The organism is Streptomyces capitiformicae, assembly GCF_002214185.1.
Taxonomy (GTDB): domain Bacteria; phylum Actinomycetota; class Actinomycetes; order Streptomycetales; family Streptomycetaceae; genus Streptomyces; species Streptomyces capitiformicae.
On the sequence record NZ_CP022161.1, the window covers coordinates 3,546,848 to 3,560,394 of the forward strand.

A 13,547-nucleotide genomic window follows, 5' to 3' on the forward strand; every position below is an offset into this window, starting at 1 on the left:
TCCAAGCACCCGGACGGGGATGCTAGAGTTTCACTCGTTGCAAGGGCCTGTGGCGCAGTCCGGTAGCGCACCTCGTTCGCATCGAGGGGGCCAGGGGTTCAAATCCCCTCAGGTCCACGCAGCTCAGAGCCCCCAGTGGTGATCACCACTGGGGGCTCTGACGTGTTGTCAGGCGCTTGCCGCCGGTTCGGTGATCGCGTCGAAGTACGGCCAGCCGTCCAGCTCGACCGTGTGGGCCGAGGGGGCGCGGTCCAGGGACGGGGCGGCGGCGTCCAGGAGACGGCGGACCGTGCTGGGCTTGTAGAGGTTGAGGTAGGTGTGGTCCGGGAGGCGGACCAGGGCGCCGGCGTCGAAGTAGCAGTTCGAGACGGCGCGGTTCTCGGCCGGGGAGAAGCGCAGGACCAGACGGCGGCGTCGGGGGCCCTCCGGGTAGAGGGTCAGCTTCAGATGGCAGTGGTCGTAGGCGACGCGGGAGCGTTGGCGGACCGTCCAGTGCCAGGTCGTGTCGCCGACGACGAGGCGGCGCAGGCGGTGGTTTTTTCGCACGACGGAACCGTAGGCGGGCAACATCCTTGGGTGCCCGGGGATTTACGTGCCCCAGGAGTGCCCGGGGTCAGAGCGGCTTCGCGAAGCACAGGCTCAGTTCGTGGAAGCGGTAGTAGCCGAACTTGGCGCAGGGTTCGTAGCCGCTGGAGGTGTAGAGGGCGACGGCCTCGGGTTGCTTGGAGCCGGTTTCGAGGACCATGCGGGTACGGCCGGCCGTGCGGGCGTCCGACTCCAGTCGGGCGAGGATGCGGCGGGCCAGGCCCAGGCCGCGGGCCTCGGGGATGACGTACATGCGCTTGAGCTCGGCGTCACCGTCCAGATAGCCCTCGTCGCCCGCCTCCTGGGAGCGCCAGCCACCCGTGGCGAGCGGCCTGCCGTGCTCGTCGTACGCGATCAGGTACAGCCCGGCCGGCGGGGCGAAGTGCGCGGGGTCCACGAAGGTGGCGTCGCCGCCGTCGCCGTAGCGGACCTGGTACTCGACCTGGACCTCGGTGTCCAGCTTGACGGCGTCGGGGTGGTCGTACGGCACGGGGCGGATGAGCATGTGGTGAATCGTACACGTATGCGTATTCGCTGGTGTGATCCTGCTGTGATCCCATGGGATCTTCGTCGGAATCTGGACACTGTCCAAGGTGCGTCCAAGGTGCCGGTATCGTGCCCTGGTGCTGACAGTGACCACGGTGAATGTGAACGGGCTGCGTGCCGCCGCGAAAAAGGGCTTCGTGGAGTGGCTCGCCGAGACCCCCGCGGACGTGATCTGCCTGCAGGAGGTGCGGGCCGAACCGCAGCAGCTGCCCGAGGAGGTGCGGCAGCCCGACGGGTGGCATGTCGTGCACGCTCCGGCCGTCGCCAAGGGGCGCGCGGGCGTCTCGCTGTACAGCCGCCGCGAACCCGACCGGATCCAGGTCGGTTTCGGATCGGCCGAGTTCGACGGCAGTGGACGGTACGTCGAGGTCGATCTGCCCGGGGTGACCGTGGCCAGCCTCTATCTGCCCTCCGGCGAGGTCGGGACCGAGCGGCAGGACGAGAAGGTCCGGTTCATGGGGGAGTTCCTCGCCTATCTCAAGGGGCTGCGGGAGCGCGCCGCCGCCGACGGGCGTGAGGTCGTCGTGTGCGGCGACTGGAACATCGCCCACCGCGAGGCCGACCTCAAGAACTGGCGGGGGAACGTCAAGAACTCCGGGTTCCTGCCGGAGGAGCGGGAGTGGCTGGGACAGGTCTTCGACGCGGCGGACGGGGCGTACGTCGATGTCATGCGCGCCCTGCATCCCGACGTCGAGGGGCCCTACACCTGGTGGTCCTACCGCGGACGGGCCTTCGACAACGACAGCGGATGGCGCATCGACTACCAGGTCGCCACGGCCGGGCTGGCCGGCAAGGCGGTCAAAGGGTTTGTGGAGCGGGCGGCCACGCACGCGGAGCGGTGGTCGGACCATGCGCCGGTGACCGTCGTCTACGACCACTGACCCAGGCGGCGGTCCAGGGCCATCGACAGCTCCGCCTCCGCCACGCTCTTCGCGAGCGGACGCAACCGCCGCAGGTCCTCCGTCGTGCGTTCGCCCCGGGCGAGGATCAGATCGGTGAACAACTCCGCCAGGGCGTCGGCGTGTTCGCGTACGTGGCGGCCGGCCGCCAGGACGTCGGCGAGGGGGATGCCCGCGCGGACCAGGGCGGCCGAGGCGTCCAGCAGGCGGCGGCTGATGTGGATGATGTCGGCGCCGTCGGTGGCGACGTAGCCGAGGTCGAGGGCGGCGGCGAGGTTCTCCGAGGTCGCCTGGCCGCCGAAGTGGTCGGCGAGTGCCTCGGGGGTGAGGCGGACCGGGGTCTCCTCGGTGGGGGCGCCGAGGCCCAGCAGCTCGCCCACGTTGCGGCCGTGGTCGAAGGCCTCGGCCAGCTCGGCGATGCCGCTGAGGGTGTGGCCGCGTTCGAGGAGGGCCGCGATCGTACGGAGGCGGGCCAGGTGTGTGCCGTCGTACCAGGCGATACGGCCCTCGCGGCGGGGCGGCGGGATCAGTTTGCGCTCCCGGTAGAAGCGCAGGGTGCGTACGGTGATGCCGGCCTCCCTGGCCAGCTCCTCCATGCGGTACTCGCGTCGCTCGCCGTCTTCTGCCACGGCGGAAGCCTATGTTGTACCGCCGGTAACTTCAGTCTCCCCCGACCCCTACCCATCGGTACGGCCCTGCCCTACGCTCCCACTGCGCCAGTGATTACTGGCGTGGACATGAGGCGTGACCGTGGTACGACCGAATGACGCGACGAGGCGTGGAGGTGCCGGGATGACCGGACGCGAGCAGGAGCCTGAGGATGTGCAGGGGCCTGAGGGCGTACCCGAACGCGAGCACGTACGGGTGGCGGTGATCGGGTCCGGTTTCGGCGGGCTCGGAGCGGCCGTACGGCTGCGGCGCGAAGGCATCACCGACTTCGTTGTCCTGGAGCGGGCCGGTTCCGTCGGCGGCACCTGGCGGGACAACGAGTACCCGGGGTGTGCCTGTGACGTGCCGTCCCATCTCTACTCGTTCTCGTTCGCGCCCAACCCCGACTGGCCGCGCACCTTCTCCGGGCAGGCGCACATCCGGGCGTATCTGGAGCAGGTGGCGGACGCCTTCCGGCTCCGGCCGCACATCCGGCTCAACTCCGAGGTCCAGCGGATGACCTGGGACGGGGAGCGGCTGTGCTGGGAGATCGAGACCAGCGGCGGGCGGCTCCGCGCCGACTTCGTCGTCTCCGCCACCGGGCCGCTCTCCGACCCGAGGATCCCGGCCGAGCTGCCGGGGCTCGACTCCTTCCCCGGCAAGGTGTTCCACTCCGCCCGCTGGGACCACGGCTACGACCTGCGCGGCAAGCGGGTCGCGATGATCGGGACGGGGGCGTCGGCGATCCAGATCGTGCCGGCGATCCAGCCCGAGGTCGGCCGGCTGACCCTCTTCCAGCGGACCCCGCCGTGGGTGCTGCCCCGAGTCGACCGGGACATCAGCGGCGTCGAGCGGTGGCTGCACCGGCGGCTGCCCGTCACCGCGAAGGCCCGGCGCGGACTGCTGTGGGGCATCCGGGAGTTGCAGGTCCAGGCCTTCACCAAGCACCCGAACGAACTGGGCCTGTTGGAAGGGCTGGCCAAGCGGCACATGGCCCGGGCCGTCGAGGACCCGGCGCTGCGGGCCAGGCTCACGCCCGACTACCGCATCGGCTGCAAGCGGATCCTGCTGTCGAACACGTACTACCCGGCGCTCACCAGGCCGAACGTCGACGTGGTCGCCTCGGGACTGGCCGGGGTCGACGGCTCCACGCTCGTCGCCGCCGACGGGAGCACCGCGGAGGTCGACGCGATCGTCTTCGGCACCGGCTTCCATGTCACCGACCTGCCCATCGCCGACCGGGTCGTGGGCGCCGAGGGCAGGACGCTCGCGCAGGCCTGGACGGACAGCGGCATGAAGTCGCTGCGCGGGGCCTCCGCCGCCGGCTTCCCGAACTGGATGACGATCATCGGGCCCAACACCGGCCTCGGGAACTCCAGCATGATCCTGATCATCGAGTCCCAGCTGAATTACATGGCCGACTTCGTACGGCAGTTGGACGTCCTCGGTGGCCGCGTCGCGCTCGACGCCCGCCCCGAGGCCGTACGCGCCTGGAACCACCGGGTCCAGGAGCGGATGAAGCGCACGGTCTGGAACACCGGCGGCTGCACCAGCTGGTACCTCGACGCGCACGGCCGCAACACGACCATCTGGCCGGGGACGACGTCGGAGTTCCGCGGCGCCACACGGCGGGTCGATCTGAGTGAGTACCGTGTGCTGCGGCCACCGAGTGCTCCGGCCGCTGTCAAGTCCCGTACGACCGACAAGGTGGAGGCCGGAGCGTGACCCGACTGATGCACGTGAAGCGTGGCCCGTACGCCCCGCCCGTCCCTGTACGGGAGTTGACGGCCGTGTCAGCCGACGGGGCCCGGCTGCACGTCGAGGTGCATGGGCCCGAGGGTTCACCCACTGTGGTGTTGGTGCACGGCTGGACCTGTTCGACCGCTTACTGGGCGGCGCAGATACGGGACCTCGCCGTCGACCACCGGGTCATCGCCTACGACCAGCGCGGCCACGGACGCAGTCCCGCCTCCGCCGCCTGTACCACGGACGCCCTCGCCGACGACCTGGAGGCGGTGCTCGCGGCGACGCTCGCGCCGGGCGAGAAGGCGGTGCTGGCCGGGCACTCCATGGGCGGGATGACGCTGATGGCGGCCTCGGCGCGGGCCGGCTTCCGGGAGCACGCGGCGGCGGTACTGCTGTGCAGCACGGGCAGTTCGCGTCTGGTCGCCGAGGCGCTCGTCGTACCCGGGCGGCCCGGTCGGGTACGCACCTGGCTCACCCGGAAGATCCTCGGGTCGCGGGCGCCGCTCGGGCCGGTCACGCCGGTCGCCCGGCGGATCCTCAAGTACGCGACCATGGGCCCCGGTTCGGCTCCGGTGATGGTCGAGGCGTGCGCGCGGATCGTGCACGCCTGTCCCACGCGGGTGCGGTACGCCTGGTCGCACGTCCTCGACTCGCTCGATCTCGACCACGGTGTGCGGGAGTTGACGGTGCCCACGGCCGTCGTCGTCGGCACGGCGGACCGGATGACGCCGCCCGTGCACGCGCGGGCGCTGGCCGCCGCGCTGCCGGACTGTGTGGGGGTGACCGAGCTGACGGGTGTCGGGCACATGGCGCCGGTGGAGGCGCCGGACGTGGTCACCGCGCGGATACGCGGGCTCGCGGCGGAGTACGTACGGACGCAGCGGGACGAGTTGCGGGACGAGTTGGAGGAGGCGGGGGCATGAGCAGGGGCAATGTGCTGGAGGGGCGGGTCGCGGTCGTCACCGGGGCCGCGCGGGGTGTCGGGGAACTCCTGGCCCGGAAGCTCTCCGTGCGGGGGGTGAAGGTCGCGCTCGTCGGGCTGGAGCCGGACGAACTCAAGCGGGTGTCGGAGCGGTTGTACGGCGAGAGCGCGTACTGGCACGCCGACGTCACCGACCACGAGGCCATGGCCCGGGTCGCCGAGGAGGTCAAGGAGCGCTTCGGGCGGGTCGACATCGTCGTCGCCAACGCCGGTGTGGCGATCGGTGGTCCGCTCGTGGACTCCGATCCGGACGCCTGGCGGCGGGTGATCGAGGTCAACCTCGTCGGGTCCGCGGTGACCGGGAGGGTGTTCCTGCCGGCGCTGATCGAGAGCCGGGGGTACTTGTTGCAGATCGCCTCCCTCGCCGCGATCACTCCGGCGCCGATGATGACCGCGTACTGCGCGTCCAAGTCGGGTGTCGAGGCGTACGCGCACTGCCTGCGGGCCGAGGTCGGGCACAAGGGGGTCGCGGTCGGGGTCGGGTATCTGTCCTGGACCGACACGGACATGGTGCGCGGGGCCGATCAGGACGACGGGATGCGGGTGTTGCGGCAGCGGTTGCCCGGGCCCGCGGGGAAGACGTATCCACTGGGGCCGGCCGTCGACCGGATCGTCGCCGGGATCGAGCGGCGGGCCGGGCATGTGTACGGGCAGTGGTGGCTGCGGGGGATGCAGGGCGTGCGGGGGTATCTGCCGGGGATCATCGGGACGTTCGCTCCGCGGGAAGTGCGGCGCGTCGAGGGGCGGTTGAGTGGGGTGCGTAGAGGGCTTGTGGGGGCCGGTGGGGCTGCGGATGAGCGGGAGCGAAGGGGCGCTGTCGATGTCGATGTCGATGTCGCTGTGCCTGTGGATGTGACTGAGCGTGAGTGATCGACATGCGTGCGTAGTTGGCCCGTGTTTGTCTGGTGGAGGCCCGATCCCCTCACCCAATACGGGAGTGAAACCACATGGGCATGAAGGACCAGTTCCAGGACAAGGCCGAGCAGCTTCGGCAGCAGCAGGCGAAGCGGAAGGCCGGGCAGGCCGGGCAGTCGCCCGAGGAGTCGCGTGGGCGTTCCCAGGCGGAGCGGGAGCGGCGCGAGCGCCAGGGCGGGCAGCAGGGTGGGCAGCGGCGGCAGCCGGAGACCGAGCGTGAGCGGGAGCAGCGTGAGGCCGAGGAGCGGTTGCAGCAGGACTACGACATCTAGGTCGGCTTCGCCGCGGTAGCGCTGCGCTGGCTGGTGTGGAGTGGGGTGCCCTTGGTTGTGAGGGTGCCCCACTCTTTTGTTGAGCTCTTGGCCGCCTGATGGTTCGGGGGGATTCGTTGTTCGGCGGGTGCGGGTTCGTTGTGGCTTGTCGCGCAGTTCCCCGCGCCCCTTACGCCGGGGTCCGGGGTGGGAGGGTGGGGCGGGTGCGGGTGGGGACGTTTGTGTAGTCGGGGGGTGTGGCCGCCGGCGTGGTGGCCAGGAGGTTCATTGCCAGGGTCACCGCTGCTTGGAGTTGGGGGTGGCGGCCTTCTGCCCAGTCCAGGGGGGTGCGGTCGATCTCCAGGTCGGGGGTTACGCCCTGGTTCTCGACGGACCAGCCGTAGGCGTCGAACCAGGCGGCGTTCATGGGGACCGTGATGACGGTGCCGTCGCCGAGTTGGTGGCGGCCGGTCATGCCGACCACTCCGCCCCAGGTGCGCAGGCCCACCACCGGGCCGAGCTCGAGGAGTTTGAAGGCTGCCGTGATCATGTCGCCGTCCGACGACGTCGCCTCGTCGGTCAGGGCGACCACGGGGCCTCGGGGGGCCCTGGAGGCGTAGGACACCGGCTGGGCGTTGCGGGTGAGGTCCCAGCCGAGGATCGTGCGGGTGAGTTTCTCCACGACCAGTTCGCTGATGTGTCCGCCCGCGTTGCCGCGTACGTCGACGATCAGGGCGGGGCGGGACACCTCCATGCGCAGGTCGCGGTTGAACTGGGCCCAGCCCGAGCCGCCCATGTCGGGGATGTGGAGGTAGCCGCAGTGGCCGCCGCTCAGTTCGCGGACGACTTCGCGGCGTTTGACCACCCAGTCCTGGTAGCGCAGAGGCCGTTCGTCGAGGAGGGGGACGACGGCGACACGACGGGAACCGCCTTCGCCCGCCGGGGGTTCGAACGTCAGCTCCACCGTCAGACCGCCCGCGCCCGCGAGGAGCGGATACGGCCCCGTCGTCGGGTCCACCGGGCGGCCGTCGACATGGGTGAGTACCGCGCCCTCCCTGATTCCCGTGCCGGCCAGCGGTGAGCGGGCCTTGGAGTCGGAGGAGTCGCCGGGGAGGACGCGGCGGATCATCCACCCCTCGTCCCTGTGGACGAAGTTGGCGCCCAGCAGGCCCTGGCGGCGCTGGTAGTGGGGCGGGCCCTCGTTGCGGCGGGCGGGGGAGACGTACGCGTGGGAGGTGCCCAGTTCGCCGAGGACCTCGCGGAGCAGATCCGCGAACTCGTCGGGGGACGACACCCGTTCCACCAGCGGGCGGTACTGGTCGAGGACGCCGTCCCAGTCGATGCCGCTCATGCCCGGGTCCCAGAAGTACGCGCGGATCAGGCGGCCGGCCTCGGCGTACGACTGGCGCCACTCCGCCGCCGGGTCGACCTCGTGGAAGATGCGGCGCAGGTCGATCCAGACGGTCGTATCGCCGTCCCCGGACTCGGTGGAGGGGACGGCTCGCAGGTCGCCCTCGTCGACGACCACGAGGCGTGAGCCGTCTCCGCTGACCGCGAACCAGTCGAGGTGGTCGACGAGTTCGGACCTCTTCGCCTTGGTGATGTTGAAGTATTCGAGGGTCGGGCGGCCTGTCAGGTCGTCCGGGTTGGCGAAGGTCTCGCCCAGCGCGCCGGAGATCGGCCAGCGCAGCCAGACCAGACCGCCGCCCGCGACCGGATGCAGCGCCGAGTACTTGGAGGCGGTGACCGGGAAGGGGGTGACCCGGTTCTCCAGACCCTCGATCTCGACCGTCACCGCGCCGCCGGTGTCCTCCTCCTCCGTCGGGTCCATGCCCCCGGCCACCGGGCGGCCGTCCGGGTTCAGGGCGAAGGGGGAGGGGGTGGCCGAGGAGAGCGGGGCGAGGTAGGGGCGGCAGCCGAGCGGGAAGGAGAGGTCGCCCGTGTGGACGTCGTAGACCGGGTCGAAGCCGCGCCAGGAGAGGAAGGCGAGGTAGCGGCCGTCGCTGGTGAACACCGGGTTCTCGTCCTCGAAGCGGCCGTTGGTGACGTCGACGATGTAACGGTCCTTTATCCGCGCCATCTTGATCTGGCGGAGCGTGCGGCCGATGCCCGGGTGCGACCAGGTCAGCCAGGCGCCGTCCGGGGAGAAGGCCAGGTCGCGGACGGGGCCGTTGACGGAGGTGATGAGTTCGGTGACTTCGGGGCCCGTTTCCTGGACCGCTTCTTCCTTCGGTGTTTCGTCGGGTTCTTCGCCCGCTTCTTCGCGCGCTTCTTCTCTCGGTTCTTCGCCCGCTTCTTCGCGCGCTTCTTCACCCGCTTCTTCGCCCGCTTCTTCGCTCGGCTCCTGCGGCACGTCGACGAGGAGCAGGCGGCCGTCGTTCGAGGCGATGGCGAGGCGTTCGCCCTGCGGGTCCGTGACCATTTCCAGTACGCGGCCCAGCAGGCCGGAGGCGAGGCGGCGGGGTGGGCGGGCGCCGGTGGCCCGGGGGAGGTGGGCGATCTCGATCGCGTCCTCGCCCTCCGCGTCCGTCACGTACGCCACCTGACCGCCGGAGCCGAGCATCTCGGGCAGCCGGACGCGTACGCCGGGGGTGTCGGTGAGGGTCCGGGCGGGGCCGTCGCGGTGGGTCAGCCAGTACAGGCTGCCGCGTACGACGACCGCGCTCGCCCGGCCCGTGTCGTCGACCGAGATGCCGTCGACGTGCTGCGCGGCCGGCACCTGGTACGGCCGTCGGCCGGTGCGCGACCCGCCGAGCCGTACATCGAGTCGGCGGGGGAGCGAGGCCGGGGAGGGGTCGTCCACGATCCACAGGTCGCCCGCGCACTGGTACACCACCCGCGTGCCGTCGCTCGCCGCATGCCGGGCGTAGAAGGCGTCGTGGTCGGTGTGGCGGCGCAGGTCGGAGCCGTCGTACGCGCAGGAGTAGAGGTTGCCGACGCCCTCGTGGTCGGAGAGGAAGGCGATCCGGCCGCCCACGAACATGGGGGAGTGGAGGTGGCCGCCGAGGTCGTCCAGCAGCCGCTCGCCGTGCAGCCAGAGGCGGCCCATGGCGCCACCCCGGTAGCGCTTCCAGGAGGCCGGTTCGTGGGGTGGGGTGCCCGTGAGGAGCAGGGTCCTGCGCTCACCGTCGATCTCGGCGACCTGGATGTCGGAGACCGGGCCCCAGGGGAGCTTGCGGCCGGGGTCGCCGTCAGGGCGGACCTTGTACGCCCAGGTGAAGTGCGAGAAGGGCTCGCCGTGGGAGGCGACGGCCAGGATGTCCGAGTGGCCCTGCTCGTCGGGCGGGGTCCAACCGCGGACCGCCGTGTCGGGGCTGCCCCAGTGGGTGAGCCGGCGGGCGGGGCGGCCGCCGTCCACCGGGGCCAGATGGATCTCCGGGACGATGCTGCGCCAGCTCGTGTACGCGATGTGCCGGCCGTCGGGCGAGAAGCGCGGGGTGGTGACCTTCGTACGGTCGACGGTGAGCCGCCAGGCCCGGTCCGAGCCGTCGAGCCGGGTCAGCCAGAGGTCGTCCTCGGCGACGAAGCAGAGGAGGTCGCCGCTGAGGTGGGGGAAGCGGAGGTAGCCGGGGGCGTCCAGGCCGCTCTCGTGCTCGTAGGAGTCGCTCACCTCCCCATGCTTTTCCGGGTGGGGGGACGCGGCAACTTGTGCGAACGGATGACCAAGGGCTCGTGATCCAGGGCTCGTGATCCAGGGCTCGTGATCCAGGGCTCGTGATCCAGGGCTCGTGATCCAGGGCTCGTACGAAACGGTTTCGTTTTCCTGGGTCTCGGGGTATCTTCGTAAGTGTACGAAACCGTTTCGTTCGTAAGCGGGGTTGTTCGGCCCGTGCCATGGTGTGCGCGGCCGGTAGCCTTGTCGTCTCGAACGTGCAGCCGGAGTAAGGGGAGTGGGATGACTGAGACCGCGACGGTGCGCCGCAGTCGACTTACGCCCGAGCGTGAGGCCGAGCTCTACGCGGCCGTCCTCGACCTGCTCCGGGAGGTCGGCTACGACGCCCTGACCATGGACGCCGTGGCCGCACGCACCCGGTCCAGCAAGGCCACGCTCTACCGCCAGTGGGGCGGCAAGGCCGAGCTGGTGGCGAAGGCGATGCGGAGCAACAAGCCGCACACCAACATCGCCGACGTCGACACCGGATCCCTGCGGGGTGATCTGCACACCCTGGTGAGTAGTACCGATGACTCCGCCATGGAACAGAACAACGCGCTGATGCGGGGTCTGGCCATGGCGGTCCACAGCAATCCCGACCTGTTGAAGGCCTTCCGTGAGCTGATCATCGAGCCGGAGATGATGGAGATCCGCCGAGTGGTGCAGCGCGCCGTCGACCGGGGTGAGGTCCGTCAGGACAACCCCGCCGTCGAGTATGTGCTGCACATGTTCGTCGGCGCCTTCGTCGCACGGGGCATGATCGACGATCAGCCGCCGACGCAGAGCTTCCTCCGTTCGTACCTGGACGCCGTGGTCCTCCCTGCCCTCGGCGTGTCCACCACCCCGTAATTTCCCCGCAGTTGGCAAGTACCCGCACCTGACGCCACCTCCCCCAGCCCTCGGCTCCGCTCGGGCCGGGGGACCCCCATCGTCGTCGGGCTGATCACCCCTGCCTCTCTTTCCCATCCCCGCCTTCGGCATGGGCTGATCCGTCCTGCCCTCCTGCACGTCCACGACCTGAACGGGAGTACGCCCCGTGGCCACATTCCTCTACAAACTGGGCCGTCTCGCCTTCCGGCGACGACACTTCGTCGCCCTCCTCTGGGTGGCGCTGCTGACGCTCGCGGGCGTCGGCGCCGCCACCGCGCCCTCTGCGGGCTCGACCTCCTTCTCCATCCCCGGCACCGAGGCGCAGAAGGCCTTCGACCTGCTGGACGAGCGCTTCCCCGGCAGGGGCGCCGACGGCGGCACCGCCCGGGTCGTCTTCAAGGCCCCCGAGGGCGAGAAGATGACCGACGCCGCCAACAAGGCGACGGTCGAGGAGACTGTCAAGGAGCTGGGCACCGGCTCCGAGGTCGCCTCCGTCACCGACCCGTACCAGACGCGGGCCGTCTCCCAGGACGGCACGGTCGCCTACCTGCAGGTGAGTTACGACGTCCCCGGCATGGAGCTGAAGGAGTCGTCGCGGGAGGCCCTGGAGGAGGCCGTGCAGCACGCGCGGGACGACGGACTGACCGTCGACGCCGGCGGTGACGCGCTCCAGGCGGCGGCGGAGGCCGGGGTCGGCGAGATCATCGGTATCGCCATCGCCGCGGTCGTCCTCGTGATCACCCTGGGCTCGCTGGTCGCGGCCGGACTGCCGCTGCTGACGGCGATCATCGGCGTGGGCATCGGCGTCGCCACCATCACCGCCCTCGCCAACGCCCTGGATCTGGGCTCCACCACGTCCACGCTGGCGGCGATGCTCGGCCTCGCGGTCGGCATCGACTACGCCCTCTTCATCGTCTCCCGCTACCGGGCCGAACTGGCCGAGGGCCGCGACCGCGAGGAGGCGGTCGGACGGGCCACCGGCACAGCGGGCTCCGCGGTGGTCTTCGCCGGCCTGACGGTCGTGATCGCCCTGGCCGGCCTCTCGGTCGTCGGTGTCCCGATGCTGACCAAGATGGGCGTCGCGGCGGCGGGCACGGTCGTCATCGCCGTCCTGATCGCCCTGACCATGATCCCGGCCCTGCTCGGCTACGCGGGCAAGAAGGTCCAGCCGACGGGTGCGAAGAGCAAGCGGTTCGGGCGCGGCGGACGCGGGAAGGCGACGGCCCCGGAGAGCCAGGGGCAGCAGGGCCAGAAGCAGCGGGAGCAGCAGGCCAAGCCCAACATGGGCACGCGCTGGGCGAGCTTCGTCGTCCGTCGCCCCGTCGCCGTACTGCTCCTCGGCGTCGTCGGCCTCGGCGCCGTCGCCGTCCCGGCCACCTCGCTGGAACTGGGCCTGCCCGACGACGGCTCGCAGCCCACGTCCACCACGCAGCGCCGCGCCTACGACCTCCTGTCGGAGGGCTTCGGCCCCGGCTTCAACGGCCCCTTGATGGTCGTGGTCGACGCCGACGCCAGCGCCGACCCGCAGGCGGCCGCCACCAAGGTGGGCGACGAGATCAAGGGTCTGAAGGACGTCGTGACGGTGACCCCGGCGACGCCCAACAAGGCCGGGGACACGTTCATCATCACCGTCATCCCGGACTCCAAGCCCTCCTCGACGCAGACCGAGGACCTGGTCCACTCCATCCGTGACGCCGGCACCGACATCAAGGCCGACACGGACGCCGAGGTGCTGGTCACCGGCACCACGGCGATGAACATCGACTTCTCGCAGAAGATGAACGACGCGTTGATCCCGTACCTGGGTCTCGTCGTCGGCCTCGCCTTCCTCCTCCTCATCCTGGTCTTCCGCTCGATCCTGGTCCCCCTGAAGGCGGCCCTCGGCTTCCTGCTGAGCGTGCTCGCCGCGCTGGGCGCCGTCGTCGCGGTCTTCCAGTGGGGATGGCTGTCCGGCCTGATCGGCGTCGAGGAGACCGGCCCGATCATGTCGGTGATGCCGATCTTCCTGGTGGGCGTCGTGTTCGGCCTGGCGATGGACTACGAGGTCTTCCTCGTCACCCGCATGCGCGAGGCGTACGTCCACGGGGAGAAGCCCACCCAGGCCGTCGTGACCGGCTTCAGGCACGGCGCCCGAGTCGTGACGGCCGCGGCGATCATCATGATGGCGGTCTTCGCGGGCTTCATCACCTCCAGCGAGTCGATGGTGAAGATGATCGGCTTCGGCCTCGCGATCGCCGTCTTCTTCGACGCGTTCGTGGTCCGCATGGCCATCGTCCCCGCCGTACTCGCCCTCCTCGGCGACAAGGCCTGGTGGCTGCCGAAGTGGCTGGACCGCGCCCTGCCGAACGTCGACGTCGAGGGCGAGGGCCTGCGCACGCAGGACGACAAGCCCGAGAAGGCGGACGAAGCGGGTGAGGACAAGGAGCTGGTACGTGCCTGACGCGACCGTTTCC

Annotated in this window: 11 protein-coding genes and 1 tRNA gene; 8 read left to right on the forward strand and 4 right to left on the reverse strand. The window is 70.5% G+C overall.

Features of this window, described 5'->3' with window-relative positions:
* The first annotated feature begins 43 nt into the window (after positions 1 to 43).
* Positions 44 to 117, forward strand: a tRNA-Ala gene (locus CES90_RS15730).
* A gap of 51 nt (positions 118 to 168) precedes the next feature.
* Here the strand turns inward: CES90_RS15730 and CES90_RS15735 are convergent.
* Positions 169 to 546, reverse strand: coding sequence for a hypothetical protein (locus CES90_RS15735; protein ID WP_229913790.1), 378 nt, complete (start codon positions 544 to 546; stop codon positions 169 to 171).
* A gap of 67 nt (positions 547 to 613) precedes the next feature.
* Entirely contained in the window at positions 614 to 1,090 is a 477-nt protein-coding gene (locus CES90_RS15740) for a GNAT family N-acetyltransferase (RefSeq protein ID WP_189782846.1), read from the reverse strand.
* Between the two features lie 127 nt (positions 1,091 to 1,217).
* Between CES90_RS15740 and CES90_RS15745 the strand changes: the two genes are divergently transcribed.
* Complete coding sequence (locus CES90_RS15745; protein ID WP_189782916.1) at positions 1,218 to 2,012, forward strand: exodeoxyribonuclease III; 795 nt, start codon at positions 1,218 to 1,220, stop codon at positions 2,010 to 2,012.
* Here CES90_RS15745 and CES90_RS15750 read toward each other — a convergent pair.
* Positions 2,000 to 2,659 (reverse strand): MerR family transcriptional regulator, encoded by a 660-nt coding sequence (locus tag CES90_RS15750; protein ID WP_189782845.1) that lies wholly within the window; start codon positions 2,657 to 2,659, stop codon positions 2,000 to 2,002. The two genes, CES90_RS15745 and CES90_RS15750, sit on opposite strands and share 13 nt — an antisense overlap.
* A gap of 163 nt (positions 2,660 to 2,822) precedes the next feature.
* Here CES90_RS15750 and CES90_RS15755 point away from each other — a divergent pair, with 163 nt between their 5' ends.
* The 4 genes from CES90_RS15755 (at position 2,823) to CES90_RS15770 (ending at position 6,593) form a co-directional block, all read left to right on the forward strand.
* Positions 2,823 to 4,403 (forward strand): flavin-containing monooxygenase, encoded by a 1,581-nt coding sequence (locus CES90_RS15755; protein ID WP_189782844.1) that lies wholly within the window; start codon positions 2,823 to 2,825, stop codon positions 4,401 to 4,403.
* Positions 4,400 to 5,347: an alpha/beta fold hydrolase gene (locus CES90_RS15760; RefSeq protein WP_189782843.1), complete on the forward strand. Its 948-nt coding sequence runs from the start codon at positions 4,400 to 4,402 to the stop codon at positions 5,345 to 5,347. Before CES90_RS15755 ends, CES90_RS15760 begins: the two co-directional genes overlap by 4 nt.
* Positions 5,344 to 6,276, forward strand: a complete 933-nt coding sequence (locus tag CES90_RS15765; RefSeq protein WP_189782842.1) for an SDR family oxidoreductase — start codon at positions 5,344 to 5,346, stop codon at positions 6,274 to 6,276. The genes CES90_RS15760 and CES90_RS15765 overlap by 4 nt, the downstream gene beginning before the upstream one ends.
* Positions 6,277 to 6,353: 77 nt before the next feature.
* Complete coding sequence (locus tag CES90_RS15770; RefSeq protein ID WP_189782841.1) at positions 6,354 to 6,593, forward strand: hypothetical protein; 240 nt, start codon at positions 6,354 to 6,356, stop codon at positions 6,591 to 6,593.
* A gap of 169 nt (positions 6,594 to 6,762) precedes the next feature.
* Here the strand turns inward: CES90_RS15770 and CES90_RS15775 are convergent, their stop codons facing one another.
* On the reverse strand, positions 6,763 to 10,182 hold the full coding sequence (locus CES90_RS15775; protein WP_189782840.1) for a S41 family peptidase: 3,420 nt from the start codon (positions 10,180 to 10,182) through the stop codon (positions 6,763 to 6,765).
* Between the two features lie 285 nt (positions 10,183 to 10,467).
* Between CES90_RS15775 and CES90_RS15780 the strand changes: the two genes are divergently transcribed.
* Together CES90_RS15780 and CES90_RS15785 are read left to right on the forward strand one after the other, a co-directional pair.
* On the forward strand, positions 10,468 to 11,073 hold the full coding sequence (locus CES90_RS15780; RefSeq protein WP_189782839.1) for a TetR/AcrR family transcriptional regulator: 606 nt from the start codon (positions 10,468 to 10,470) through the stop codon (positions 11,071 to 11,073).
* Between the two features lie 187 nt (positions 11,074 to 11,260).
* Positions 11,261 to 13,534: an MMPL family transporter gene (locus CES90_RS15785; RefSeq protein WP_189782838.1), complete on the forward strand. Its 2,274-nt coding sequence runs from the start codon at positions 11,261 to 11,263 to the stop codon at positions 13,532 to 13,534.
* Positions 13,535 to 13,547 lie beyond the last annotated feature (13 nt).

Excerpts from the sequence above, each read along its gene's own strand:
- CES90_RS15740 (WP_189782846.1), bottom strand. The coding sequence starts at position 1,090 with ATGCTCATCCGCCCCGTGCCGTACGACCACCCCGACGCCGTCAAGCTG.
- CES90_RS15755 (WP_189782844.1), top strand. The coding sequence starts at position 2,823 with ATGACCGGACGCGAGCAGGAGCCTGAGGATGTGCAGGGGCCTGAGGGC.
- CES90_RS15765 (WP_189782842.1), top strand. The coding sequence starts at position 5,344 with ATGAGCAGGGGCAATGTGCTGGAGGGGCGGGTCGCGGTCGTCACCGGG.
- CES90_RS15770 (WP_189782841.1), top strand. The coding sequence starts at position 6,354 with ATGGGCATGAAGGACCAGTTCCAGGACAAGGCCGAGCAGCTTCGGCAG.
- CES90_RS15780 (WP_189782839.1), top strand. The coding sequence starts at position 10,468 with ATGACTGAGACCGCGACGGTGCGCCGCAGTCGACTTACGCCCGAGCGT.